Below are 22258 nucleotides of genomic sequence, written 5' to 3'. Positions count from 1 at the left end.
AACCACGTCCACCTGCTGGTCAGCTTCCCACCCAAGGTGGCCCTGTCCAAGCTGGTCAACAGCCTCAAGGGCGTGTCCTCGCGCCGGATGCGTCAAGAGTTCCCCGAACTGGCCCGCCACTACTACCGGGCGAACAAGCTGTGGTCGGGCTCCTACTTCGCCGGATCGGTGGGCGGCGCTCCGATCAGTGTCCTGCGCCAGTACATCGAGCAGCAGAACCGGCCGGTCTGAGCGCGGTGGACGCCGGTCCGCCTGGCGGCGAAACGGCTGTTCTTGCCCCGCTACGCGGGCTGGTCGGCTTCACCCCCGGTCTGAAGGCCGGAGCACTGCCGACGATTCCGGTAGCCGATGCCGGTGGTGGAGTTGATGAGCTCGGCCACGACCAGGTACAGCCAGGCCGTGGTGACCGCGAAGCGCATGCCGAGCAGGAACCCCGGCAGCGCGCGCGGCAGGACCACCTTCCTGATGAACACGCCGCGGCCGAGGCCGACGGTCTCGGCGAGCTCGACGTAGCGGGCGTCGATGCCGCGGAGCCCGTTGTGCGTGTGAATGTAGATCGGCACGAACACGCCGAGGGCGATGACGGTCACCTTCATCCCCTCGCCGATGCCCAGCCACAGGATCAGCAGCGGCATCAGCGCGAGCGCCGGGATGGCCCGCTTGATCTGGATCGGCCCGTCGATCAGTGCCTCGCCCCAGCGGCTCAGCCCGGAGACCAGCGCGAGCAGGGTGCCGAGCGGCACGCCGAAGGCCAACCCCAGCGCCACGCGCTGGACGGACGCCAGCAGGTTGGACTGCAGGCGGCCGGACTCGGTCAGGTCGGCCGCGGTGGTGACCACGGTCCACGGCGCGGACAGGAACCGGGGATCCAGCAGACCGGTCGCCGAGGCGGCCGCCCAGAGCACGAGCAGCAGAAGCGGGCCCGCCAGGAAGCCGAACCTGATCCGCGAGCCGGGCCGCAGGCGGCGCCTGCGCGCGGGGGCGCCCACGGCCGGGCGGGAGGCGACGAGCGTCATCAGGCACCGTCCTTGAGCGCGTCCGCGCCGACCGCCTGGAAGCGCAGGTCGTACAGGTCCTGGGCCTTCAGCACCGGGTTGCCGGTCTCCTCGGCCAGGATGTCGATGGTCTCCTGGTGCCGGGCGATGGCGTCCGACCAGTCGGCGGGGATGTCCGGCTCGCCCGCCAGCTCGGCCAGGTACCGGCCGTCGGCGGCGCTGGGCCGACAGCGGCGCCTCCATGAGGTTCTGCTTGACGGTGAGGTGCGGGAACAGGTTGAACGCCTGGAAGACGAACCCGATCTAGGTGCGGTGCCGCAACACCTCGCGTTCGGGCAGCTCGTGCATGCGGTCGCCGATCTGGCGGTAGCCGAGCAGGTGCCCGTTCACCCGGACCGAGCCGCGGTCCACCTTCTCCAGGTGGTTGATCGTACGCAGGAGCGTCGACTTCCCCGATCCCGACGGCCCCACGATCACCAGGACGTGCCCCCGGCGGACGTCCAGGTCCACACCGCGCAGCACGTGCAGGGAGCCGAAGCTCTTGTGCACGCCGCGCAGCTCCACCATGGGACTCCCGCCCCCTCCTTCGCCGGGACCTCGAAGGCGGCCGGGTTCGTCGGTTCGCCCGCTCATGCCCGCCCCCTGCCGTAGTACCGCTCCACGTAGTGCTGCGCGATCGACAGGAAAGTGGTCAGGACGAGGTACCAGATGGCCGCCACCAGCAGCAGCGCCATGATGTACACCACCGACGTCCCTTTGACCAGGCCGATGATCTCGTTGCCGGCGTTGGGCACGATGGTCCGCATGGCCTGCGGCAGGATGATCCGGAACAACCGCCGTGCCGGCGGCAGTCCCAGAGCGGCCGCCGCCTCGCGCTGCCCGTGGTCCACCGACAGCAGGCCGCCGCGGACGATCTCGGCGGCGTACGCGGCCTGGTGCAGCGCCAGCCCGAGCACTGCCGCGGTCAGCGGCCCGATCAGGTCCATGGTGCCGAAGTCGAAGAACGCGGGCCCGAACGGCACGCCCACCGACAGCCGCGGATAGAGCAGCGCCAGATTGTACCAGAACAGCAGTTGCAAGATGAGCGGCACCGACCGGAACAGCCACACGTATCCCCAGGCCACCGACGACAGCCGCCGGTTGCGAGAGAGCCGCATCAGCGCCAGCACCGTGCCCAGCGCGAACCCGAGCACGATGCCCAGCGCGGTCAGCTCCAGCGTGAGCAGCACCGAGCGCACCACCGACGGCGCGAACAGGTACTGCCCGACGACGTCCCACTCCCAGGCCGGGTTGGTCACCAGGGCGCTGGCGACCATCGCCAGCACGACGAGCACGCAGGCGGCGGCCGGCCACCCCAGCGGACGACGGGCCGTCACCACCTCCAGCGACCGCCCCGCCTCCTGGTGGGGCGGCACCCACACTTCCGGCAGCGTCATGAGCCGCCTCCAATTTTGATCACGGAATCACTCCTCGATGGGAGGAAGGGGGGATTGATGACGAGATTTCGTGATCAGTGACATTGCGCGCTGGCGACGTGGCCGTGGTCCACGTGCGGGCGCCGGGTCAGGTTCGCGGCCTGGCTCATGACCACGAAGCTACGAGCACATCCGCATGAAGTCAACATTTCCTACCGGATATACATATAATTCGTCGAAGTGCCGCCGCGAGGCACCGGCCGGCCGGACCGTCACCTCTTCGCGAGGCTCACGCCTACGAGCTTGACGAGAAACCGGCCGACCTGCTCCTCCAGAGGCGGCAACGCCAGGCCCGGTTCGTTCCCCCGGATCGACCCATCCGGTTCGCGGCGCTGCTCACCCCGGCTGTGCCGGCGACCCTCGCCGCCTCCTTCCCCTCCCCCGGCGAGCGCGGCAAGGCGTTCGGCATCTACGGCACCGCGATGGGCAGCTCCTCCGGCCTGGGCGTTCTCTGGGCGGAGTGCTCACCGACCACCTCGACTGGCGCTGGTGCGTGTACGTGAACCTGCCCGTCACGGCCCTCGCCGCGGCCGGGGTGCTGTACTCCGTACGCCCGGCGCCCCACGTGGCCGGGGTGCACATCGACACCATCGGGGCGGTCCTGGCCACCGCCGGCCTGATGGCCCTGGTCTTCGGCTTCGCCCGGGCCGAGCCCGACGGATGGGACGCTTCATCGTCGGCCCGCGCGGACCGCGGTCCTGACTCAGCCGTCCTCCGCCGGCCGTCGAAATATCATGAGCGCCTTCGGGTCGTTCAGCCGCTGGACGGTGGCCAGGTCGTCGATGTGGCGAGTGGATGACCCGCTCCGCCGATCCTTGGAGAGTCCCGGTGCCGACCTATGAAGACCTGGCCGCGTGGGCCGGAGCAGAACGTGTCAGCCGCGCTGATCCGGACGTCATGGCCGGCTGGAGAATCCCCGAGGAGCACAAGTGGCCGCTCGTGAACATCGGCGTTCCCGTCGTTGATCGGCTCATCGAGTACGTCGACTTCCAGACGGATCCGGATCCCGAACTGCTGACCACATCAGGACACCGGCTGTACCGGCTTACCCGGAACCACCACGGTGACACGGTGGCCGGCCTGCAGTGGGCCTTCGGCGCCGAGCCGCTCACCGGCAGGGTCCACTACGTCCTGCCCGGCGGTGAGGCGTGGGTCGCCAACTCCACCATCGACCTCTGGCTGCGAACGCTGCACCACTACGGACTCCACGTCAGCCGGTCCCCGATCCTCAACGACGCGGACGAGAACGAAGACGAAGCGCTGGTCGAGCTTGCCGAACTGGCGCAGGAGCTCAAGGAGATCGACCCGCCGGCCTTCGAGGGTCATCTCGGATTCATCTGGCCCGAGTTCCTCGATCGCTGGCTGTGGTGACCCGCCGACATTCCGATCGCCCAGGGCCTGACCGTGACATGTGCCCCCATGCCGACCACGAGCGCTACGCCCCAGGCAGACCTCCACGAGGCGCGGGCGGGTGTGCTGATCGTTAGGGTGATCGGCATGGCGCTCCTGTCTCATCTCGACCGTTTCAACCGGCAGCACCCATGGAGCCACAACGACCACTACGCCCGCTGGGTCGCCCACCAGGTGGCCGCGTCCGGCGCCCGTCACGTCCTCGACGTCGGGTGCGGCACGGGCAACCTCGCCGCTCTGCTCCGACGCCGCGCCCCCACCGTCACCGGGTTCGAACCCGACGCCGCGACCGCCCGCGCCGCGGCAGAGCGTTTCACCGGCGACCCGGCGGTCACCATCGTCCGAACCGACTTCGCCGGGCGCGACCCGCGGCAGCGCTGGGACGCCATCACCCTCGTCGCAGTCCTGCACCATCTCCCGCTGGTGCCCACCCTGCGTGAACTGCGCGGCTGTCTTGCTCCGAGCGGGCGACTCGTGGTCGTCGGCTGCTACCGGGAGGCCGGGCCCGCCGATCTGCTCACCTCCCTGCTCGCGGTGGCCGCCAACCCGATCATGGGGGTGGTCAAGCACCCGGGCCGCGCCGATGAGCCGCCCTTGCACATGACGGCGCCCACCGCCGAGCCGCGGGAAACCCTGGCGGACATCCGGGACGCGGCCGCACAGGAGTTGCCCGGCGCCCGGATCCGGCGTCGCCTGTTCTGGCGGTACACCCTGGTCTACGACGCGCCGCCGCGTTGACGGCAGTTACAGCGTGAATGCCCAGCCGTCGGCTGCGGCGACCTCGCACACGTCACCTGCCCGCCGGGGGTGGGGTCGGGCGGGGCGGCGCTCGCGAGATCGCCCGGCAAGGGGGTTAATTCGATCTTTGTCAGTACCTCCACACACCCGATTTGCTACATTCCTTGCGCAATGGGGGCAGATGTTGCTCAGGGGGAGGGCGGATGCGCAGGTGGACTGCTCCATCCGTGATCGGCTGGACGCTCGCGTCAATCATCGTGCCGGGTGCCGCGCATTTGCGCGCCGGGCGCAGGCGCGCCGGACTGATCATGGTGGGGACCTTCGGGGTACTGGTGATGATCTGCGCCGTAATCGCGCTGGTCAACGGCAAGGAACTGGCCGGTCTGCTCCTCGACCCCACCTGGCTGAGCGTGATCATAGGCGTGTGCGTGGTGGCCGGGCTGGCGTGGGCCGCGGTCGTGATCAGCTCCTACATCGTGCTGCGTCCCAGCAGGCTCGGCCGCTGGAGCCAGATCGGTACGGGCGCGGTCGCGGGGCTGCTGGCGGTGGCCGTGGCGCTGCCCTTCGGGCTGGTCGCCGCGACCGCCCACACCTCTGACAACGCCATCGACGAGGTCTTCAAGTCCTCGCCCACTCAGTCGATCAACCACGCGGACCCGTGGCGGGGACGCGATCGGCTCAACATCGCGCTGCTGGGCGGCGACGGCGCGAGCTCCCGCAAGGGGGTGAGCATCCGTACCGACAGCATCAACGTGGTCAGCATCAATGTCCGCACGGGCGACTCGACGGTCTTCGCGTTGCCGCGCGAGATGGAGAACGTGCCGTTCCCGCCGGGTTCCGCGCTGGCCAAGCGGTTCCCGCCGCCGAAGAACTTCTGGCTGCCGCCGGGCCAGGGCCGCGGCTCCGCCGACCTGATCAACGGCATCTGGGCCTACGCCGACACGCACCCCGAGGTCACCGGCCACTCCCCCACCCGCGCCCCGGAGGCGGTCAAGGGCGCACTCGGCCAGACCCTCGGCCTCAAAGTCGACTACTACATGCTCGTCAACATGTGGGGCGTGGCGCGCCTGATCGACGCGCTCGGCGGCGTCACCATCAACGTCGAGCAGGACATCTGCTACGGCGTGGGCCGCTCCGACGGCGGCGTGGTCAAGGCCGGCACCCGCACCCTCGACGGCACCCAGGCCCTCTGGTACGGCCGGGCCCGCGACCATCCGGGCAGCACCTGCGCGGGCGCCGACAACAACACCAGGATGCGTCGCCAGCAGTGCGTGATGAACGCCATGCTCACCCAGCTCAACCCGAGCAACGTGCTGCTGAAGTTCAACGCCCTGGCCAGGGCGGCCAAGGAGACCTTCCACACCGACATCCCGCGCGACCTGCTGCAGGACCTGGTGCCGCTGGCCCAGCAGGTCAAGAACGCCCGGGTGTCCAAGCTGAACTTCGTTCCGCCCGCCTACAACCCGGCGTACCCGGATTATGTACGCATCCGTAAGGCGGTGCGGACTGCCATCGCGCGCTCCCGCGGCTCGGACAAGACGGTCCGCGCCGAGGCCGCCTCCCCTTCCCCGACGAGTACGGCCAGCAGTACGGCGACCCCCACGGGCTCGCCGCGTCAGCGCACCCGGCAGACCGGCCGGCTGGACACGCTGAACTCGTCATGCGTGCCCACGAAGAAGGGGTCCTGACCGACGGACGGCCCGCTCCCCCGGCGACGCCGCCCGTCTCGTCATCGACGCCGGCGACGGTGGTGTAGTCGCCGTCAGGACGGCTTTCGAGATGGACGTCGAGGTCGGGCAGGTCGTGGATGGGGAAGCTGCCGGGGACCACCATGCTGCCGTCGGCCTCCGGCCGGATATCGATGACGTCGCGGTCGGTCTCGTCGTAGATCGATAACGCGGGAAATACGGCCGCTAGTTCCCTTTGGGGTATTTAGGTGGTCACCGTCCCAGCAAGGCCCGGGTGTCCGCCTCCCGCGCCGGAGCGCCGGCCGGCCAGTCGGCGTCCGACGCGCTGCAGGGGCTGTTCGAGATACCGGTGGCTGAGCCAGCTGCCCGGCAGGAGCACCACGAGGAAGACCGCCCCGATGCCGAGCTGCGCGGGCAGGGGCGACCAGCGCATCTCCCCCACCAGCTGCATGATGACGAGCAGGATCGGCAGGTGCACCAGGTAGAGGGAGTAGCTGATCGTGCCCAGCCAGATCAGGAGGGCGGGCACCCGGCGGCCGCGCCAGGCCATGGCGGCCGCGAAGGTGGCGCCCGCCAGGACGATGGTCAGGCTCCACACGTCCGGCTGCACCCACCACCAGCCGGCGTTGACCGCCCAGAGGGGAATCGACGCCACCAGCGCGGCGGCGACGGCCACCGGCCAGAGCGGCCCCTCGCCCCGCTCCCACCTGCGAATCGCCGTGCCGGCGAACATGACCGCGAGGATCGCCGCGCCGAACCACGGGACGCGGCTGCTCGACAGCACCAGGGCCAGCGCCATGACCCCCAGGGCGCAGGCCGCGGCCGTGCGCGCGCGTCCCGAGATCACGCAGGCCAGGCCGATGACGAACGCGGCGAACGACAGCCAGACCGGCCATGCGCCCGACAGCGGCGCGCCGGACAGCCCGATGCCCGCGACCAGGGCGATCAGCGCGAGCACGATCGGGAGCAACCCGCGGCTGTCACGCACCCCGGTCACGAACAGCGCGACGACCAGCAGGTAGAAGACCATCTCGTACGAGAGCGTCCACATGGTGTTCAGCACGCCGGCCACTCCCACCACGCCCATCAGCATCGTGGCGTGCGCGGCCACCGAAGACGCGTCCCTGGGCACCTCCTGGCGAACGGGGATCCACCATGACAGACCCAGGGTCAGGCCGATGGCCGCGAGATAGAGCGGATAGAGGCGGAAGATGCGGCCGATCCAGAAGGCCCGCACATCGCCGTGCCGTTCCAGCGAGGTGGGGATGATGTATCCGCTGACCAGGAAGAAGACCAGGACGCCGTATATGCCCAGGTTGAACGCGGTGGGGCGTAACCAGGGCATGGCCCAGGTCGTCAGGTGCTCCCCCACGACCGCGAGCGCTCCCACGCCACGCAACGCGTCCAGCCAGGCGAGTCTGGAAGGCATCGCCCGCGCGGCATGAGGGGGTTGAGGAGGAGCAGTGACCATATGTCCGAACCTATCGGAGTCGTGATCCCCAGATCGTCCGCTCGGCGATCCGGAACGGGAGCGCCGCCTCGCGCCCGGCCCGGGTCGGGGCCGTGAAGGGATCGGTGTGGGGCCGTGAAGGGATCGGTGTGGGGCCGCGCAGCAAAAACGAGCCGGCCGCGGACGGGGCCGAGGCGCTTGAGGCGGCTGAGCGGCGCACCAAGCCGTTCCGGGCGGTTCCGGCTCCACGGTGATGGTCAGGCGGCGGACCTGCTCGGCCGGCGGGCCGTGCCGCGAAGGCCCGCTCGCGGCCGGCGCGAGCACGGTCAGCGGGGTGTCCGGCCCGCCTCCCGATGCGCTGCCCGTGCCGGGGGCGTACCCGGCGGTGCTGCCTCGAGCTCGGTCAGCAGCTCGGTCCAGCGCCGGCCGGCGATCTCCGGGTCGTACCGCTTGGCGGTGTCCAGCGCGGCCGCGCCCATCAGGTGGCGCCCGGCCTCGTCCTCGATGAGGAGACCGACCGCCGCGGCCAGGGCGGCGACGTCCCGCCGGGGAACGAGGAGCCCGTCGTGGCCGTGCGTGATGATCTCGCCGGGCCCGTGCGGGCAGTCGAAGGCGACCACGGGCACGCCCTTGCTCAGCGCCTCCAGGATGGTCATCGGGAACCCCTCGCGGCGGGAGCTGAGCACGAAGATCGAGGCGTCGTCGAGTTCGGCGCCGACGTCGCGGGAGGGGCCGGGCAGCTCGACCGAGCAGGCCAGCCCGAGGTCGCCGACCAGCTTGAGCAGGCGGACGCGCTCGGGCCCTGAGCCGACGATGCGCAGCGTCCAGCCGGGGTGGGTGGCGCTGATGCGTTGCCAGGCGCGCAGCAGCAGGTCGAACCCCTTGACCTTGGTCAGGCGGCCGATGGCGATGACGGTCTTGGCGTTCAGGGGAGATTGCCCGCCGGTGAGCGGCGGCGTGGCGTTGGGGATGCGCAGCAGGTGTCGCGGCGCGCGGGGACCCAGGGCCGCGCGGTAGGCGCTCAGGTCGGCCTCGGTCAGGGTGACGAGGGCGTCGAGCCTGCCGTACCTGCGGGCGATCATTTCCCGGACGGAGGGCTTGTGCGAGCCGAAGCCGACGTGCTCCTGCCCGATCGTGATCACGCCGGGCGGCGTCAGCAGGGCGGTGGCCAGGTTGAGTCCGGGGCGCGTGGTGATCAGGACGCCGGTGCGCAGGCCGCGCAGGAAGCGCAGCAGAGCGAGGTCGGTACGCAGGTCGAACCTGTCGTACGCGGCCTCCTCCCGAGGGATGAGCCTGCTGCGGAGCAGGACGCCGCGCGGCCGGCGATCCGCGCGCTCGTCCAGGAAGGTGACGCGAACGCCGGGCGGCACCTCGAAGAAGGGCGTGTCCCTGGTCCTGGTGACGCTGACGATCTCCACGTCATGATGGGCCGCCAGCGTGCCCGCGAGGTTGAAGACGGTCCTGATGGTGCCGCCCATGCCGTGCGCGTGCAGCAGCAGGATCTTCACCTGCCGGGTGCTGCGCGGCCCGGCCCGGCGCGCCCTGCGGCGGTTGTCCGCGCGCAGCAGGAACAGTCCGGCTCTTCGCGCGTTGAGGACGAGGTGGATGGCGGCCGGGGCCAGGATGAGCGAGCCCAGCGTGTCGGTGAGATAGTGCGCCCCGAGATAGACCCTCGCGGCCATCTGGCCGGCCACCAGGACGCCGCCCACCGCCACGACGAACCAGAAGCACCTGCTCTTCCTGGCCAGCAGCGCGACGGCGATCACGATCGACAGGGTCAGGCACACGTGACCGCTGGGAAAGCTGTCGGGGCCCAGCCCCCGGACCAGGGCGTGGACCTCCGCGGGCCGGGGGCGGGCGACGATGACCTTGACCAGCGCGCTCACGCCCCACCCCGCGGCGATCACCAGCAACACGCCGCCGGCGGCGCGCGTCCGTCCCGACACGGCGATCCCCACGACGAGGAGGGCGGCCAGGACCGTGCCCCCGACGTTGCCGAACCCCACGTTCAGGACCTGCGCCACGGCCGTCGGCCACGGACCGCGGAGCGACTGCACCGCCTGGCTCACGCTCGTGTCCGCCGCGGTCCACGCGGGCGTGCGCGCGGCGAAGCCGACGACCACCCCCAGGCCCAGGAACGCGACGGAGACCGGCGCCGGGACCGCCGCTCTGCTCCCTGATCTCATGAACGAACGGTACGGAAGATTGTGATAACGCCCGCTCATCACTCGGTTAGCGCGACGCTAACCTTTACGCCACGGGGGCGGGTTTCGGATGGGATCAACCTCGCGTTGACGAGCAGGGCCGGCAGGCCGCCGCCACGCTCGCGCTGATCGCCGGCCGCGCACCAGTGGACCTACCTCTCCTCCACCGGCAGGCGCCGCGTCGTCAAGCTGCGCCGCCGGTACGAGGCCCTCTTCTCGCAGATCATCGACGAGGGCATCGAGGCGGGCGGGTGACGGTGCTGGCCATCATCGGCATGCTCAACTCGGCCACGGAGTGGTTCTCCCCGACCGGCGAGCTCACCGCCGAGCAGATCGCCGAGGTCCTCACCGACGGGGTGCTCACCGGCCTGGAGACCTGAGAGCAAATGGTTGTTTGCCAGCAGGCGCGGACGATGCCGGACGATTCCCCGCTATCTTGGGATGAAATGCTGGATTGAGAAGGGACGTCCATGCCGCTGTCCGCACAGCCGCTGCGTAAGCTGGGCTTCTTGACGATCGGGCTGTTCGACGAGGCCGACCCGCGCCGGGGCCACGAGTCGACACTCGAGATCATCGCACTCGGCGAGCAGCTGGGTTTCGACAGCGCGTGGGTGCGGCACCGCCATCTGCAGTACGGCATCTCCTCCCCGCTCACCGTCCTGGCGGCGGCCTCCCAGCGCACCAGCCGCATCGAGCTGGGCACCGCGGTCATCCCCCTGGGCTGGGAGAACCCGCTGCGGCTCGCCGAAGACCTGGCGACAGTGGACCTCCTGTCCGGGGGGCGCCTCAATCCGGGCGTCAGCGTCCGCCCGCCCTTCCACTACGACCAGGTCAAGGACGCGCTCTACCCCGGCACCGGCGACCTTGAGGACTTCGGCTACGAACGCGTGCGACGGCTGCTGGACTTCGTACGGGGCGAGCCGGCCACCGGCTTCCACGGGACCGAGGGCTTCGAGGTCTTCTCCGACCGAGTCCAGCCCCACTCCCCCGGCCTGGGCGAGCGCATGTGGTACGGCGGCGGCAGCCTGAGCTCGGCGCGGTGGGCCGGCGAGCACGCCATGAACTTCCTGACCAGCAGCGTCGTGAAGGCGGAGAAGTCCGAGGACTTCGCCGAGATCCAGCTCTCCCACGTACGGGAGTTCCGCGCGCACCACCCCGCCGGCGACCGCGCCCGCGTCTCGCAGGGCCTGGTCGTCATCCCCACCGACACGGCCTCGGCACAGCAGCGGGCCAAGTACCAGGAGTACGCCGACAAGCGCACGCCCCGGACCGCCACGCCCCAGGGGCCGGCGCGGCTGATGTTCGCGCCCGACCTCGTCGGCAGCTCCGCGGAGATCGCCGAGCGGCTCTACGACCATGCCGCCTTCCGGGAGATCGACGAGGTCGCGTTCGCGCTGCCGTTCACCTTCGATCATGAGGACTACGTGCAGATCCTCACCGACATCGCCACCAGGCTCGGCCCCGAGCTCGGCTGGCGGCCAGGGCACTAACCCGGCCTAGGGCGCCCGTCAGACCAGTGGCGCTCCCGCCCGGGTCCGGACCACCGTTCCGCTGACCGGCTGCGGGTTGCGGATCAGGTTGAGTATCGGGCACACCCGCTCCTCATCGGTGGCGGGCGAGTCGATCAGCACCGCCAGTTCGGCCGCCTTGATGAGGAAGATGTGGGTGACGCAGCTGCCGAGCACGCCGGTCTGGAGTTCGGGCGAGGTGGGGCCGAGGTCGTAGCCGGCGAAGTCGGGGCCGCTGTCGCTGATGATCCGGAAATCCCTGATCCTGATGCGCCGGATCCCGCTGCGGCCCTCGGCGGCCCGGGTGCGTCATCTGCCCCGCCCGTGCGGGGCATCCCAGGCGGCGGGCAGCCCTTCGGTCGTCTCCCGGAAGGCCGGATGCCGATAGAGGTCGCGGGCGTACGGCCACAGGTGTTCGAAGACGCTCAGCTCCCGCTCGCTGATGAGGTGGCCCCGGTTGTACTCGGCGTCGAACCTGGCCAGCGTCACCCACAGCCGCACGTCCGCCTCGGTGATCGTGTCCCCGGCCAGGAACCGCTGCTCGGCCAGGCGCTCGTCCAGCCGTTCCAGCGCCGCGACCACCGGGTGGCGCTCCTGCTCGCGGTCGTCCTCCCTGGCGGCGCGGGCCACGCGGGAGACGCCGGCGTTGACGTCGTGGTAGATCCATCCGTTCAGCTTGTTGATCTCCGGGCGCAGCGCGTCCGGATAGAGGTCGACCGAGGTGCCGGCCCACCGCTCGAACCGGGTGGCCAGGTCGATCGTGATGTCGGGGAAGTTGTTGCTGACGATCGTGCCGGTCCGCCGGTCCCACAGCACAGGGCGCACCGGCCCGGAAGGGTGGCGGCCACCTGCTGCGACAGTGCCGGGTCGGACGTGACGATGTTGTAGTGGGAGCGGCGAAAGCTCCGCCGAGATCGGGCACCAGCCCCGTCTCCGCTCCACCCGTCGGGCGCGACGCCCGGCAGGCTGAGCCGGGGGGCGAGGACGTCTACCTCTGGTTGTCGAAGCGGCGCTGGGCGGCGTGCACCTCGCCGAGGTGGTTGTCCGACCAGTCGGCGAGCACGCGGAACGCCGGGATGAGGGTCCGCGCGAGGTCGGTGATCTCGTATTCGACCCGTGGCGGGACCTCCGCGTGGTAGCTCCGCACCACGAAGCCGTCGCGCTCCAGCTTGCGGAGCCGTTCGGTGAGCACTTTGGGCGTGATCCCGGGCAGGTGGGTACGCAGCTCGGTGAATCGAAGCCGGCCCTGCTGTGCCAGGACCCAGAGCACGTGTGACGTCCATCGAGCGAAGACCAGGTCCACAACCGGTCCGAACGGGCATGGGTCGGATGTCAGCTGTTTCACTTCGACCTGGTTTCCACTTGGTAACTAGTATCTTTGCGATACTAACGTGAGGTCCGTGAAGATACCTCAACGCCTGGGGCCACGTCCCCGTACCACGCCGGCCACGCCGCACATCCAACTCGACCAGCCCGCGCCCCAGCCGCTGCAGGACGAACTGTGGCGGATGATGACCGGCCTGCCCGGGGTACGGGCCGGCCGAAGCGGTGTTTCGGACCCGAGATCGCGTGCCCTGCACCTGGATCCCGCGCTCGCCACGGGCCCGCGCATGGCGTTCATGGTGGGCACCGAGTTCGCCCACCTGCATGGCGACGGCAGCGGCAGCCTCCACCTCGCCCTGCCGCCGCAGCGCGCCGCGGAGGCGACGGCAGCGGGGTGGGCCGAGCCCCATCCGGTTGTCGCACTGGGGATGGGCTACGAAACCTGGGTCATGGTGTACGGGCCGAAGGACGACGCGGAATTCGCCGTGGTGTGGGGCCTCGTGCAGGAGAGCTACCACTTCGCGTGTGGACGGCCCGTGACGGCGCAGGTTTGAGAATTCCGCCGTCACGTTGCCGGAGTGGCGCGCTCGTCCCGCCTTGCGACGTTCGTCCCGCCTTGTGCGCGCCGCTCCTCAACGCGGCCAGGTCCTCGGATGCAGGACCGACGGCGGTGCCGACCTCACCCGGGCGCTTGTGGAGATCGAGTCCCTGGTGCTGCGCCCGGCCGTACGCGATGGCGGCGTGCGACGGGAGGCGGTCAGCCGGTGAGACGCCGGAGCCGCCGTCCACGACCGAACGCTCCAGCCCCAGCCCGGCGGCGTACGGCCGGGCGCCGTCGTGCCACGAGCCGGACGACGGCGCCTCCCGTTGCGGTCAGACCATTCACGCAGCGCCTTGGCCGGATCGGGGCACCAGGCGGATGATCGGCAGCTCCCGGTCGGTCTTCACCTGGTACTGCCCGAAACGGGGCGCGGCGGCGATGATCTGCCGCCAGGCGTCCGCCCGCGCCACCCCATGCAACTGCTCGGCGACCACGGCTATCTTGCGGCCGTCGAACTCGATCTGAACCTTGTCGGGATGAGCGGCGAGGTTGTAGTACCACGCCGGGTTCCCCGCCGCCCCGGCCGCCGACGCGACGATCAGCCAGCTGCCGTCCTTGCCGGGGAACCAGCCGACCGGATTCGCCCGCTCCAGCCCGCTCTTGGCGCCCACGGTCGTCAGGACCAGGGCGTTGAAGCCCTGGAATTTGCCGCCGCCCCTGCGGCGGATCCGCTTGGCCATCAACTTGTTGAACCAGCGGAACGCCCATCCCGCCGAGGGCTGACGAGCGCCGCGGGTCCCGGAACGCGTGTCGAAACTCATGCGACTTCCTCCATGGGTGCGCTTGTGATCGAAGGAACGGTGACCGCCCACAGGGCAACGGTCATCCCTGAGCCACGGCCGACCTGCGTCGAGGACGGGCCCTCGCAGCTATCATCGTTATCGACGCATACAGTACATGTCATTAACTATATTCGCACAGTGCCACTTGCGAGGAGATCCATGAGCTTGCCCGCCGACGACGACATGACCGCGTGCGAGCACAAGGGATGGCTGTGAGCCGGCCGTTCGCCGGGGACGGTTGCTGCGAGTCAAGCCGGCGGAGACCTCATGGCCGGCTCGTCGCCCCGGGCCGACAGGATCGGCGTCCGGCGGATGAGCGGGATAACCAGTTCACTACAGGAGGAAACGATGACCGACGTGACGGGCCTGAAGGTGGGCGTGCTCGGGGGCACCGGCCCGCAGGGGAAGGGCCTCGCGCTGCGCTGGGCCGGGGCCGGCATCAAGGTGATCATCGGCTCGCGGAGCGTCGAGCGTGCCGAGGCCGCCGCCGCCGAGCTGGGCGACGGCGTGACCGGCATGGACAACCTGGGCACGGCCGCCACGGCGGACGTCGTGCTCGTCGCGGTGCCGTGGGAGGGCCACGGCGAGCTGCTGGCCTCGCTGCGCGACCAGCTCGCCGGCAAGATCGTCATCGACTGCGTGAACCCGCTCGGCTTCGACAAGCAGGGCCCGTTCGCGCTCCCCGTCGAGGACGGCAGTGCCGCGCTGCAGGCGGCGAAGCTGCTGCCGGAGTCCCGGGTGACGGCCGCCTTCCACCACGTGTCGGCCGTGCAGCTGGCCGACCTGTCGACTCCCGAGCTGCGCACCGACGTGCTCGTGCTCGGCGACGACCGCGAGGCCACCGACGTCGTACGCGCACTGGCCGACGTGGTGCCGGGTATGCGCGGAGTGTACGGCGGACGGTTGCGCAACGCCCACCAGGTGGAGGCGCTGACGGCCAACCTGATCGCGATCAACCGACGCTATGGCGCGCATGCGGGAGTCCGCATCACAGACGTGTGACGTTCCCGCTGCCTCCGCCTCGCCGAGCACCACGACGCTCGGCGAGGCGGAGGCGAGGGCGAGGGAGGAGGCGGACGTTCGCAGAGCGGGCTCGCGCCGGTGAGACGGTGAATCGGAGAACGCGATCGCGCATGCCACGCGGCCCGCTCGCGACGGCTGCCGGCTCGGCCGGGATGGCCCGGCTAGGCGCCCTGGCCGGCTACGGCCTGGTGGACGGTGCGCTGGACGTGGACCTCGCGGTCATGGCTGAACGGCAGCCCTTCCAGGTTGAAGCTCCACGACACCGTGGGGGTGATCCGCATGTAGGACGCGGGCCCGAACCGGCCCTGCCGTTCGATGAGTTCGGCGTCCCCGTAGATCCGCAGGTAGCGCGGCGTCCACGGATCGGCCGACGGCAGGTCGTCGACGACGATCGCGACCTTGGCGTTCCCGTCCCGCACGTTGCGGAACTTCCGGGTCCTGTCCGGGTCGATCCCGCCCACGTACACGTACGTCCCGTCGAACTCGAACCCCACCGGCACCACGTCCGGCTGGCCGTCGTCCGAGACGGTGGCGATCCGGCCCAGCCGCTGAGATCGCAGGTAGGCGATCTCTTCTTCGTTGAAAGACACCTCGGGCCTTCCTTCTCATGCGAGGATCAGCACGCGGCGCAACAGTTCATGCCACACACTGTATGCTACGTTAACTATATGCGTACTGTACCGTAGTGGCGTGGATGAGACGGCGCAAACGATCGCGGCCATGACGGTGGCCGTTGGGCAGGGGTGCGCACCCGATGGACGGCACGCCGGCTTCGACGGCGCGAACATGGACGTCGCCACCGGGCTGGTCCAGCTCACCAGCCTGGTGCAGGGCATCTACACCCGCATCTCCGAGCGCCACGATCTGACGCCCGTCCAGGCCAAGCTCCTGTGCGTCCTGCTCGGCGGCCCCAGAGGCATGGCCGAACTCGCCCGGAGCTTCGGCGTGGAGAAGGCCGCGCTCACCGGTCTCATGAATCGTGCCGAGCGCCGCGGTCTCGCGCAGCGATCATCCGTACCCGGCGACCGGCGCGCGGTGCAGGTGACGCTGACCGACACCGGCCGCCAGGCGGCCATCGCCTTCCATTCCGAGGTCAGCGCGGAGCTGGGCCGGCTCACCTCGCAGCTCGCACCCGACGACCGCGAACACCTCCGCAGCACGTTGGCCGCGATCATCACAAGATGCAGGACATCGCCCCACAGGGACACCTGCTGACCCCACCCCGCGCGTTCCGGCACCCCCGGACGTCCTCCGGACAGCGGAGGTCTTGACCGGTCACCGGCACGGTCTCAGGTGTGGGTGGGGTGGAGGAGGCCGCTGGCGCAGATGCGGCGGATGCCCTCGCGCAGGTCCCCGGCGGAAGCCGCGAGCGACAGGCGGATGTACTCCCCCGAACGTTCGCCGAAAGCGGGGCCGGGGCCGACCGCGACGCCGTGGTCGGTGATCAGTCTCTTGGCGATCTCCATGCCGTCGAGATCCTCGTTGCCGGTGCGCATCCACAGGTAGAAGGCTCCCTGCGGCTGGTAGACGTCGAAGCCGTGGGCGGCGAACTCCGCGACGGCGAGATCGCGGTTGGACCGATAGGTCTCGACCATCGCACGCTGCTCATCCTGCGGCCCGGTGAGCGCCGCCAGTGCCGCGTACTGGCCCGGCGTGCTGATGCAGGAGACCATCGGCTCCTGCAGCCGCGTGATCACCTCCGCGAGCGACGGCGGCGCCGCCAGGTAGCCGATGCGCCAGCCGGTCATCGCGTACGTCTTGGAGAAGGTGAACACCGAGATCGTCCGGTCCGCGCCGCCGACGGCCGACGTGGAGGCGAAGGTGTCGTCGAACACGACCTGGTCGTAGCACTCGTCGGAGACGATCCACAGGTCGTTCCGCTCGGCGAAGGCGATCAACTCGGCGAGGACCTCGGCCGGGAACACCGAGCCCACGGGGTTGGACGGCGAGTTGAGCATGAGCACCTTGGTGCGCGGCGTCACGAGTCGTTCCAGCTCGGCGAGGTCGGGCATGAATCCGGTCTCGGGCGCCAGCGAGTACGCCGTCGTCGAGGCGCCGAGGATCTTCCCGAACGCGATGTAGTTGGGCCAGGCCGGATCCGGGATCAGGACGTCGTCGCCCGGCTCGACCAGCGCGGTGAGCGTGGCGAACAGCGCCTGCACCCCGCCGGCCGTGACCACGATGTCCTCGGGGCGGGCGTCGAACCCGTTGACCCGCTTGATCTTGTCGCTGAGCGCCGCCCGCAGTTCGGGGATCCCGGCATTGGCCGTGTACTTGGTCCGCCCCGCCGCCGCGGCCTCGTCGGCCGCGCGCACCACGTGCGCGGGCGTCGGGAAGCCGGGCTCGCCGATCTCCAGCCGGATCAGGTCGGGGCGGTTGCCGGACATCGCCAGATCCATGATCGTACGGATGCCGTTGTGCTTCATGCCTGCGACGGCGGGGGCAGCGCGCATGCTGGGCTCTTTCCTGGAGGACCGCGTCCGGCGGTCAGTGGATGCTGCGGAGGAACTGCTTGGTGCGCTCGTGCCGGGGGTTGTCGAAGAACTCCTCCGGCGGAGCCGACTCGACGATGGTCCCCTGGTGCATGAACACGACCCTGTCGGCGGCCTGGCGGGCGAACCCCATCTCGTGGGTCACGACGACCATGGTCATGCCTCCCCTGGCGAGGTCGGTCATCACCTTGAGCACCTCGCCGACCAGCTCGGGGTCGAGCGCCGAGGTCGGCTCGTCGAACAGCATCACCTTGGGGTCCATGGCCAGCGCGCGGGCGATCGCCACGCGCTGCTGCTGCCCGCCGGAGAGCTGCGCCGGGTAGTGGCCCGCCTTGTCGGACAGGCCGACGCTGTTGAGCAGCTCGACGGCACGCTGCTTCGCCTGGGCCTTCGGGCGGCCGAGTACGCCGCGCGGCGCCTCGATGATGTTCTGCAGCACGGTCAGGTGAGCGAACAGGTTGAACCGCTGGAAGACCATGCCGATCGGCACGCGCTGCCTGGCCACCTGCTTGGGGGTCATCTCCCGGAAGTGGCCGCCGCGCGGCTCGTAGCCGATGAGCTGGTCCTCCACCCAGATCTGGCCGTCGTCGATGGTCTCCAGCCGGTTGATCGCGCGCAGGAACGTGCTCTTGCCGGCGCCGGAGGCCCCCAGCAGGCACACCACCTCGCCGCGGTCCACCTCCAGGTCGATGCCGGACAGGACTTCGAGCGGGCCGAACGACTTGCGCACGCCGACGGCCTTGATGATCGGTTCGCTGCTCATGCCTTGGACCTCTTCATCGGGGGCCGCAGGATCGTGCGCAGGATCGAGACGCTCGCCGACTTCGCGCCTGGCGCCGACACGTCGTACGCCCGCTCCAGGTAATACTGGCCGACGCCGGTGACGCTGACCACGACCATGTACCAGAAGCCCGCGGCGAACAGCGTCTCCATGACCTGGAGGTTGCGGCTGGAGATGTTCTGCGCGGCCCGCAGCAGTTCCTCGTAGGTGATGACCGAGGCGAGCGACGTGGTCTTCAGCATGTTGATGAAGTCGTTGCCGGTCGGCGGGATGATGACCCGCATCGCCTGGGGCAGTACGATCTTGCACATGGTGCGGGCCGGCGACATGCCGAGCGCGCCGGCCGCCTCGATCTGGCCGTGGTCGACGCTCTTGATGCCGCTGCGGATGATCTCCGCCATGTAGGCCGACTCGTTCAGCGCCAGGCCGAGCAGCGCCGCCATGAACGGCGTCATCAGATCGTTCGTGGTGCTGGTGAAGAGCACGCCGCCGAACGGGCTGGGGATCGTGATCCGGTCCACGACCATCGACAGGTTGTACCAGATGAGGATCTGCAGCAGCACCGGCACGCCGCGGAACAGCCAGATGTAGACCCAGGCCGCGTTCCTCGCCACCGGGTTCGCCGAGATGCGCAACACGGCCACGATCACGCCCAGCACGACCGCGATGACCTGGGAGATCACCGCGAGCAGCACCGTCTTCCAGACCGCCTGGACCATGTTCGGCGAGACGATGTAGTTCGCGACGTCCGGCCAGATGATCTTCGCCTGGGCCATGGCGTAGACGATCCCGGCGACCACGGCGATGATCAGGACTCCGGCCACCCAGCGCAGCGGGTGGCTGCGTTTGCGCATCTCCGGGCCGGCGGCGCCGTGGCGGGCGGTGGTTTGTGTGGACATGGGGCTACTTCCCGCCGTTGACGACCGTCTTCACGATCGCCCCGTTCGAGACGTTCCAGGCCTTGAGGATCTTGCCGTAGGTGCCGTCGTCGATCAGTTCCTGCAGTGCGCCGCGGACCGCGTCACGCAGCTCGGGCGTGTCCTTGTGGAAGCCGATGCCGTACGGCGTGGCGAGGATCGGCTTGCCGGGGACGGCCTCGAAGTCCTGGCCCTTGCCGGCGTTCGTGGTCGCGTAGCTCACGTACGGGAGGTCGTTGACCTCGGTGTCGTTGCGCCCGGACTTCAGGTCGTTGAGCCGCTGCTGGTCCAGGTTGCTGGTGACGATCTGGATCGGCGGCTTGCCCTTGGCCTGGCACATCGACGGGCCGACCTTCTCCATCCACTCCTCCTGCGAGGAGCCGGGGGCGGTGCTGGCCTTCTTGCCGCACAGATCCTCGGGGCTCTTGATGCCCGACGGGTTGCCCTTCTTGACCATCAGCGTGATGCCGGAGTTGAAGTAGTCGACGAAGTCGATCTTCTCCTGCCGGGTCGCGTTGTCGTTCATCGACGAGATGGTCATGCTGACCCGCTTGCTCTGCAAGCTGGTGATCAGCGTGTCGAACGGCATGTTCTGGATCTGGGTCTCCAGGCCCAGCTTCTTGTTGATCGCGGTGATCAGGTCGATCTCGAAGCCGATCGGCGTGCGGGCGTCCGCGGCGAGGAAGCCGTTCGGCGGGGTCTGCAGGTTGGCCCCGACCACGATCGGCTTGCCCTGCAGGTCGGCGACCTGCCCGGCGAGCTTGTCGTCCTTGGTGACGGCCTTGACGATCGGCGCGGTCACGTCCTGCGGGCCGCTCTCGGCGCCCACCTGCGAACTCGCACCGGTGCCTGCGGTACCACCGCCGCACGCGGACAGGCCGAGGCAGGCCGCGGCGGCCAGAGTGGCGAACTGCCAGGTTTTCTTCATCTGGGTCTCCGGGCGTTGGGGGCGAGGGATGGGGAGAGGGGTATGAGTATCTGGCATGCCAGATATTTAGGGCCAGATGCTAGACCCGGCCGACGACGCATGTCCAGGGAGGAAGGCGGTTTTCCGCACGAGCGAGAGAAGCACCGCTCCGGACGTATTTGCGCAGGCAGACAGAGCGGCCGGCCGGAAGCCCCGGCCTGGCCGCGATCGACGAGCGACGGTCAGCGCGCGCCGAGAACCTTGGGGAGGTCTTCCTTGGTCGCGGTCTCGACCTCGTCGACGTGCAGGGCCGCATACGCGCTAGCGGCCTCGGCGTCGCGGTCGAGCATCGCGTCGATGATCTCCAGGTGCCGCTTGGTGGACAGCGCCGCCCGGTCGATGCCGGTGGCGCCGAGCACCTGGATCCACTTCAGGAAAGGCTCCACGGACAGCCGGACGCGCATCAGCCGCTCGTTGCCGGCCCACGCGATGATCGTGCGGTGCAGCCGGAAGTCGCTGTCCAGGAAGGGCTGCAGGTCGCCCTTCCTGGTGGCCTTCTCGGCCTCGACGATCTCATCGCGCAGGTCGCGCAGCACCGACTCGGGCATCGTCTCGGTGGCCAGCCCGGTGCAGATCCATTCCACGGCCTTGCGCAGCTGGCAGAACTCCGTCACGTCATCGATGGTCGGGGTGACCACATAGGTGCCGGAACGCTGCTTGCTGCGGACCAGGCCGTCGTACTCGAGGCGGTTGAGCGCGTCGCGCACGGGAGTCTTGGAGATGCCGAACTCGTCGATCAGCGCCTGGATGTCGATCCGCTCGCCAGGCCGCATCTCACCGTGCACGATGCGCTGCTGCAGCACCAGATAGAGCTGGTCCGGCAGCTTGTCGACCACGATCCCGCCCGCGGAGGCGCCGCCGGTCAAGAAGCGGACGGTCTTGGGCTCTTTTAGCGCCCTGGGGGGCTTGGCAGCGGCCATTGCCGCATCCTCCCTTCTGGCATGCCAGATTTCAAGTCAGGAGACCGGCCGCGTCCAGGACCGTCCTGATCCGCTCGACGGTCTCCGGCGCGGCGGGGGTGAACGGGTGCCGCGGCCTGCCGACCTTGCGGCCCTGCAGGTTCAGCGCCGCCTTCAACCGCTCGGGCAGGTCGGGGCCGTCGAGCTCACGCCACACCCTCAGGATGGCCTCGTGCAGGTCGCGGGCCCGCTTGTGGTCGCCGGCCTGCACCGCGTCCCACAGCTGGACGCTGAGCTTGGGCGTGACGGTCGGGATGGCGGCCAGCGCTCCGTGCGCGCCCAGCGCGAACGCCGGATAGTGCAGGTCGTCGAGCGCGGCCAGCACGGTGATGTCGTCACGGTAGAAGGCCAGAATGTCGGCGAGCAGGTGCATGTCGCCGCCCGACTGCTTGATCGCCACGACCTCGGGGATCTCGATCAGCCGGCGCAGCACCGGCGTGCGGACCAGCGCCCACGGCACCACGTTGTAGACGACGATCGGCAGGCCGATCTCCGTGCCAATGGTGCGGTAGTAGTCGACGGTCTGGTCGTCGGACGGCGCGAAGACGTAGTGCACCGGGGTGATCTGCAGCGCGTCGACGCCGGCCGCCTTGAGCGCACGCGCGTAGGTGAGCACCTCGGCGGTGGAGTTGCGGATGATGCCGCCGACCACCGGCACGGCGCCGGCCACCTCGTCGACGACGACCCGGCAGATCTCCGCGCTCTCCTCGGCGGACAACGTCTGCCCCTCACCGGTGCTGCCGCACGCGCAGATGCCGTGCACACCGGAGTCGAGCAGGTAGCGGACGTCGGAGCGCAAGAGGTCGTAGTCGACCTGATCGTTGTCGTCGAACGGGGTGACGACCGTGGAGATGATGCCGCGCAGGTTCACTGACTTCATGAGTCGCCTCTTCCTGGGCACTCGGGGGTGGATGAGGGGAGGGTGGACGACCACCGGGCTGAGAA

Annotated in this window: 25 protein-coding genes and 1 pseudogene; 10 read left to right on the top strand and 16 right to left on the bottom strand. The window is 69.7% G+C overall.

Annotated features, from left to right (window positions below; translation table 11 throughout):
* The coding region (gene tnpA / locus ACIBQ1_RS27780) for an IS200/IS605 family transposase (RefSeq protein WP_397281992.1) at positions 1 to 231 on the top strand (231 nt) is incomplete at its 5' end.
* Between the two features lie 50 nt (positions 232 to 281).
* Here the strand turns inward: tnpA and ACIBQ1_RS27775 are convergent.
* The 3 genes from ACIBQ1_RS27775 to ACIBQ1_RS27765 all read right to left on the bottom strand — a co-directional run bounded on the left by ACIBQ1_RS27775 (position 282) and on the right by ACIBQ1_RS27765 (position 2431).
* Positions 282 to 1016 (bottom strand): ABC transporter permease, encoded by a 735-nt coding sequence (locus tag ACIBQ1_RS27775; RefSeq protein ID WP_397281991.1) that lies wholly within the window; start codon positions 1014 to 1016, stop codon positions 282 to 284.
* 282 nt (positions 1017 to 1298) lie between these two features.
* Entirely contained in the window at positions 1299 to 1562 is a 264-nt protein-coding gene (locus tag ACIBQ1_RS27770; RefSeq protein ID WP_397281989.1) for an ATP-binding cassette domain-containing protein, read from the bottom strand.
* Positions 1563 to 1624: 62 nt separating this feature from the next.
* Positions 1625 to 2431, bottom strand: coding sequence for an amino acid ABC transporter permease (locus ACIBQ1_RS27765; RefSeq protein WP_397281987.1), 807 nt, complete (start codon positions 2429 to 2431; stop codon positions 1625 to 1627).
* A gap of 499 nt (positions 2432 to 2930) precedes the next feature.
* Here ACIBQ1_RS27765 and ACIBQ1_RS27760 point away from each other — a divergent pair, with 499 nt between their 5' ends.
* The 4 genes from ACIBQ1_RS27760 to ACIBQ1_RS27745 all read left to right on the top strand — a co-directional run bounded on the left by ACIBQ1_RS27760 (position 2931) and on the right by ACIBQ1_RS27745 (position 6306).
* Positions 2931 to 3269 (top strand): hypothetical protein, encoded by a 339-nt coding sequence (locus ACIBQ1_RS27760; protein WP_397281985.1) that lies wholly within the window; start codon positions 2931 to 2933, stop codon positions 3267 to 3269.
* A gap of 29 nt (positions 3270 to 3298) precedes the next feature.
* Positions 3299 to 3841, top strand: coding sequence for an SUKH-4 family immunity protein (locus ACIBQ1_RS27755; protein WP_397281983.1), 543 nt, complete (start codon positions 3299 to 3301; stop codon positions 3839 to 3841).
* Positions 3842 to 3967: 126 nt separating this feature from the next.
* On the top strand, positions 3968 to 4618 hold the full coding sequence (locus ACIBQ1_RS27750; protein WP_397281982.1) for a class I SAM-dependent methyltransferase: 651 nt from the start codon (positions 3968 to 3970) through the stop codon (positions 4616 to 4618).
* Between the two features lie 203 nt (positions 4619 to 4821).
* Positions 4822 to 6306: an LCP family protein gene (locus ACIBQ1_RS27745; protein ID WP_397281980.1), complete on the top strand. Its 1485-nt coding sequence runs from the start codon at positions 4822 to 4824 to the stop codon at positions 6304 to 6306.
* A 244-nt stretch (positions 6307 to 6550) separates the two neighbouring features.
* Here ACIBQ1_RS27745 and ACIBQ1_RS27740 read toward each other — a convergent pair whose 3' ends face one another.
* On the bottom strand, positions 6551 to 7735 hold the full coding sequence (locus tag ACIBQ1_RS27740) for an acyltransferase family protein (protein WP_397281978.1): 1185 nt from the start codon (positions 7733 to 7735) through the stop codon (positions 6551 to 6553).
* Positions 7736 to 8082: 347 nt separating this feature from the next.
* Positions 8083 to 9942 carry a glycosyltransferase gene (locus ACIBQ1_RS27735; RefSeq protein ID WP_397281976.1) on the bottom strand — a complete coding sequence of 620 codons (1860 nt, stop codon included), beginning with the start codon at positions 9940 to 9942 and terminating at the stop codon, positions 8083 to 8085.
* 207 nt (positions 9943 to 10149) lie between these two features.
* Between ACIBQ1_RS27735 and ACIBQ1_RS27730 the strand changes: the two are divergent.
* Both ACIBQ1_RS27730 and ACIBQ1_RS27725 read left to right on the top strand, forming a co-directional pair.
* Positions 10150 to 10340, top strand: a pseudogene (locus tag ACIBQ1_RS27730) (hypothetical protein).
* Positions 10341 to 10430: 90 nt separating this feature from the next.
* On the top strand, positions 10431 to 11450 hold the full coding sequence (locus ACIBQ1_RS27725; RefSeq protein WP_397281974.1) for an LLM class flavin-dependent oxidoreductase: 1020 nt from the start codon (positions 10431 to 10433) through the stop codon (positions 11448 to 11450).
* Positions 11451 to 11468: 18 nt separating this feature from the next.
* Here the strand turns inward: ACIBQ1_RS27725 and ACIBQ1_RS27720 are convergent, their stop codons facing one another.
* From ACIBQ1_RS27720 to ACIBQ1_RS27710, 3 genes are all read right to left on the bottom strand, one after another.
* A complete protein-coding gene (locus ACIBQ1_RS27720) occupies positions 11469 to 11645 on the bottom strand; it encodes a hypothetical protein (protein WP_397281973.1) in 177 nt (58 codons plus the stop codon).
* A 132-nt stretch (positions 11646 to 11777) separates the two neighbouring features.
* On the bottom strand, positions 11778 to 12293 hold the full coding sequence (locus ACIBQ1_RS27715; RefSeq protein ID WP_397281971.1) for a glutathione S-transferase C-terminal domain-containing protein: 516 nt from the start codon (positions 12291 to 12293) through the stop codon (positions 11778 to 11780).
* A gap of 163 nt (positions 12294 to 12456) precedes the next feature.
* The gene (locus ACIBQ1_RS27710) at positions 12457 to 12738 is read right to left on the bottom strand and encodes a winged helix-turn-helix transcriptional regulator (protein WP_397281969.1); all 282 of its coding nucleotides are present in this window, start codon (positions 12736 to 12738) and stop codon (positions 12457 to 12459) included.
* A 130-nt stretch (positions 12739 to 12868) separates the two neighbouring features.
* Between ACIBQ1_RS27710 and ACIBQ1_RS27705 the strand changes: the two genes are divergently transcribed.
* A complete protein-coding gene (locus tag ACIBQ1_RS27705) occupies positions 12869 to 13345 on the top strand; it encodes a luciferase family protein (protein ID WP_397281967.1) in 477 nt (158 codons plus the stop codon).
* Positions 13346 to 13673: 328 nt separating this feature from the next.
* Here the strand turns inward: ACIBQ1_RS27705 and ACIBQ1_RS27700 are convergent, their stop codons facing one another.
* On the bottom strand, positions 13674 to 14153 hold the full coding sequence (locus ACIBQ1_RS27700; RefSeq protein WP_397281965.1) for a nitroreductase/quinone reductase family protein: 480 nt from the start codon (positions 14151 to 14153) through the stop codon (positions 13674 to 13676).
* A gap of 369 nt (positions 14154 to 14522) precedes the next feature.
* On the opposite strand from ACIBQ1_RS27700, the gene npdG reads away from it, so the two are divergent.
* Positions 14523 to 15176 carry an NADPH-dependent F420 reductase gene (gene npdG / locus ACIBQ1_RS27695; RefSeq protein WP_397281963.1) on the top strand — a complete coding sequence of 218 codons (654 nt, stop codon included), beginning with the start codon at positions 14523 to 14525 and terminating at the stop codon, positions 15174 to 15176.
* A 182-nt stretch (positions 15177 to 15358) separates the two neighbouring features.
* Here npdG and ACIBQ1_RS27690 read toward each other — a convergent pair whose 3' ends face one another.
* A complete protein-coding gene (locus ACIBQ1_RS27690; RefSeq protein WP_397281962.1) occupies positions 15359 to 15787 on the bottom strand; it encodes a PPOX class F420-dependent oxidoreductase in 429 nt (142 codons plus the stop codon).
* A gap of 130 nt (positions 15788 to 15917) precedes the next feature.
* Between ACIBQ1_RS27690 and ACIBQ1_RS27685 the strand changes: the two genes are divergently transcribed.
* On the top strand, positions 15918 to 16412 hold the full coding sequence (locus tag ACIBQ1_RS27685) for a MarR family winged helix-turn-helix transcriptional regulator (protein ID WP_397281960.1): 495 nt from the start codon (positions 15918 to 15920) through the stop codon (positions 16410 to 16412).
* A 74-nt stretch (positions 16413 to 16486) separates the two neighbouring features.
* On the opposite strand, the gene ACIBQ1_RS27680 is transcribed toward ACIBQ1_RS27685, so the two are convergent.
* From ACIBQ1_RS27680 to ACIBQ1_RS27655, 6 genes are all read right to left on the bottom strand, one after another.
* Positions 16487 to 17650, bottom strand: coding sequence for a pyridoxal phosphate-dependent aminotransferase (locus ACIBQ1_RS27680; RefSeq protein WP_397281958.1), 1164 nt, complete (start codon positions 17648 to 17650; stop codon positions 16487 to 16489).
* Between the two features lie 34 nt (positions 17651 to 17684).
* Complete coding sequence (locus ACIBQ1_RS27675; RefSeq protein WP_397281956.1) at positions 17685 to 18452, bottom strand: amino acid ABC transporter ATP-binding protein; 768 nt, start codon at positions 18450 to 18452, stop codon at positions 17685 to 17687.
* Positions 18449 to 19369: an amino acid ABC transporter permease gene (locus ACIBQ1_RS27670; protein WP_397281953.1), complete on the bottom strand. Its 921-nt coding sequence runs from the start codon at positions 19367 to 19369 to the stop codon at positions 18449 to 18451. Before ACIBQ1_RS27670 ends, ACIBQ1_RS27675 begins: the two co-directional genes overlap by 4 nt.
* A gap of 4 nt (positions 19370 to 19373) precedes the next feature.
* Positions 19374 to 20315: an ABC transporter substrate-binding protein gene (locus ACIBQ1_RS27665; RefSeq protein WP_397281951.1), complete on the bottom strand. Its 942-nt coding sequence runs from the start codon at positions 20313 to 20315 to the stop codon at positions 19374 to 19376.
* A gap of 221 nt (positions 20316 to 20536) precedes the next feature.
* Positions 20537 to 21274 (bottom strand): GntR family transcriptional regulator, encoded by a 738-nt coding sequence (locus ACIBQ1_RS27660; RefSeq protein ID WP_397281949.1) that lies wholly within the window; start codon positions 21272 to 21274, stop codon positions 20537 to 20539.
* A 31-nt stretch (positions 21275 to 21305) separates the two neighbouring features.
* Positions 21306 to 22193, bottom strand: a complete 888-nt coding sequence (locus tag ACIBQ1_RS27655) for a dihydrodipicolinate synthase family protein (RefSeq protein ID WP_397281948.1) — start codon at positions 22191 to 22193, stop codon at positions 21306 to 21308.
* Positions 22194 to 22258 lie beyond the last annotated feature (65 nt).

It is taken from the genome of Nonomuraea sp. NPDC050153, assembly GCF_044460125.1.
Taxonomy (GTDB): domain Bacteria; phylum Actinomycetota; class Actinomycetes; order Streptosporangiales; family Streptosporangiaceae; genus Nonomuraea.
Note: the sequence above shows the minus strand (reverse complement) of the source record. Positions and strands in the feature narration are given on the sequence as shown.

Coding starts and splice junctions, on each gene's coding strand:
- ACIBQ1_RS27775 (WP_397281991.1), bottom strand. CDS start 1,016: ATGACGCTCGTCGCCTCCCGCCCGGCCGTGGGCGCCCCCGCGCGCAGG.
- ACIBQ1_RS27770 (WP_397281989.1), bottom strand. CDS start 1,562: ATGGTGGAGCTGCGCGGCGTGCACAAGAGCTTCGGCTCCCTGCACGTG.
- ACIBQ1_RS27765 (WP_397281987.1), bottom strand. CDS start 2,431: ATGACGCTGCCGGAAGTGTGGGTGCCGCCCCACCAGGAGGCGGGGCGG.
- ACIBQ1_RS27750 (WP_397281982.1), top strand. CDS start 3,968: ATGGCGCTCCTGTCTCATCTCGACCGTTTCAACCGGCAGCACCCATGG.
- ACIBQ1_RS27745 (WP_397281980.1), top strand. CDS start 4,822: ATGCGCAGGTGGACTGCTCCATCCGTGATCGGCTGGACGCTCGCGTCA.
- ACIBQ1_RS27740 (WP_397281978.1), bottom strand. CDS start 7,735: ATGCCTTCCAGACTCGCCTGGCTGGACGCGTTGCGTGGCGTGGGAGCG.
- ACIBQ1_RS27735 (WP_397281976.1), bottom strand. CDS start 9,942: ATGAGATCAGGGAGCAGAGCGGCGGTCCCGGCGCCGGTCTCCGTCGCG.
- ACIBQ1_RS27725 (WP_397281974.1), top strand. CDS start 10,431: ATGCCGCTGTCCGCACAGCCGCTGCGTAAGCTGGGCTTCTTGACGATC.
- ACIBQ1_RS27700 (WP_397281965.1), bottom strand. CDS start 14,153: ATGAGTTTCGACACGCGTTCCGGGACCCGCGGCGCTCGTCAGCCCTCG.
- npdG (WP_397281963.1), top strand. CDS start 14,523: ATGACCGACGTGACGGGCCTGAAGGTGGGCGTGCTCGGGGGCACCGGC.
- ACIBQ1_RS27685 (WP_397281960.1), top strand. CDS start 15,918: ATGACGGTGGCCGTTGGGCAGGGGTGCGCACCCGATGGACGGCACGCC.
- ACIBQ1_RS27680 (WP_397281958.1), bottom strand. CDS start 17,650: ATGCGCGCTGCCCCCGCCGTCGCAGGCATGAAGCACAACGGCATCCGT.
- ACIBQ1_RS27675 (WP_397281956.1), bottom strand. CDS start 18,452: ATGAGCAGCGAACCGATCATCAAGGCCGTCGGCGTGCGCAAGTCGTTC.
- ACIBQ1_RS27670 (WP_397281953.1), bottom strand. CDS start 19,369: ATGTCCACACAAACCACCGCCCGCCACGGCGCCGCCGGCCCGGAGATG.
- ACIBQ1_RS27665 (WP_397281951.1), bottom strand. CDS start 20,315: ATGAAGAAAACCTGGCAGTTCGCCACTCTGGCCGCCGCGGCCTGCCTC.
- ACIBQ1_RS27660 (WP_397281949.1), bottom strand. CDS start 21,274: ATGGCCGCTGCCAAGCCCCCCAGGGCGCTAAAAGAGCCCAAGACCGTC.
- ACIBQ1_RS27655 (WP_397281948.1), bottom strand. CDS start 22,193: ATGAAGTCAGTGAACCTGCGCGGCATCATCTCCACGGTCGTCACCCCG.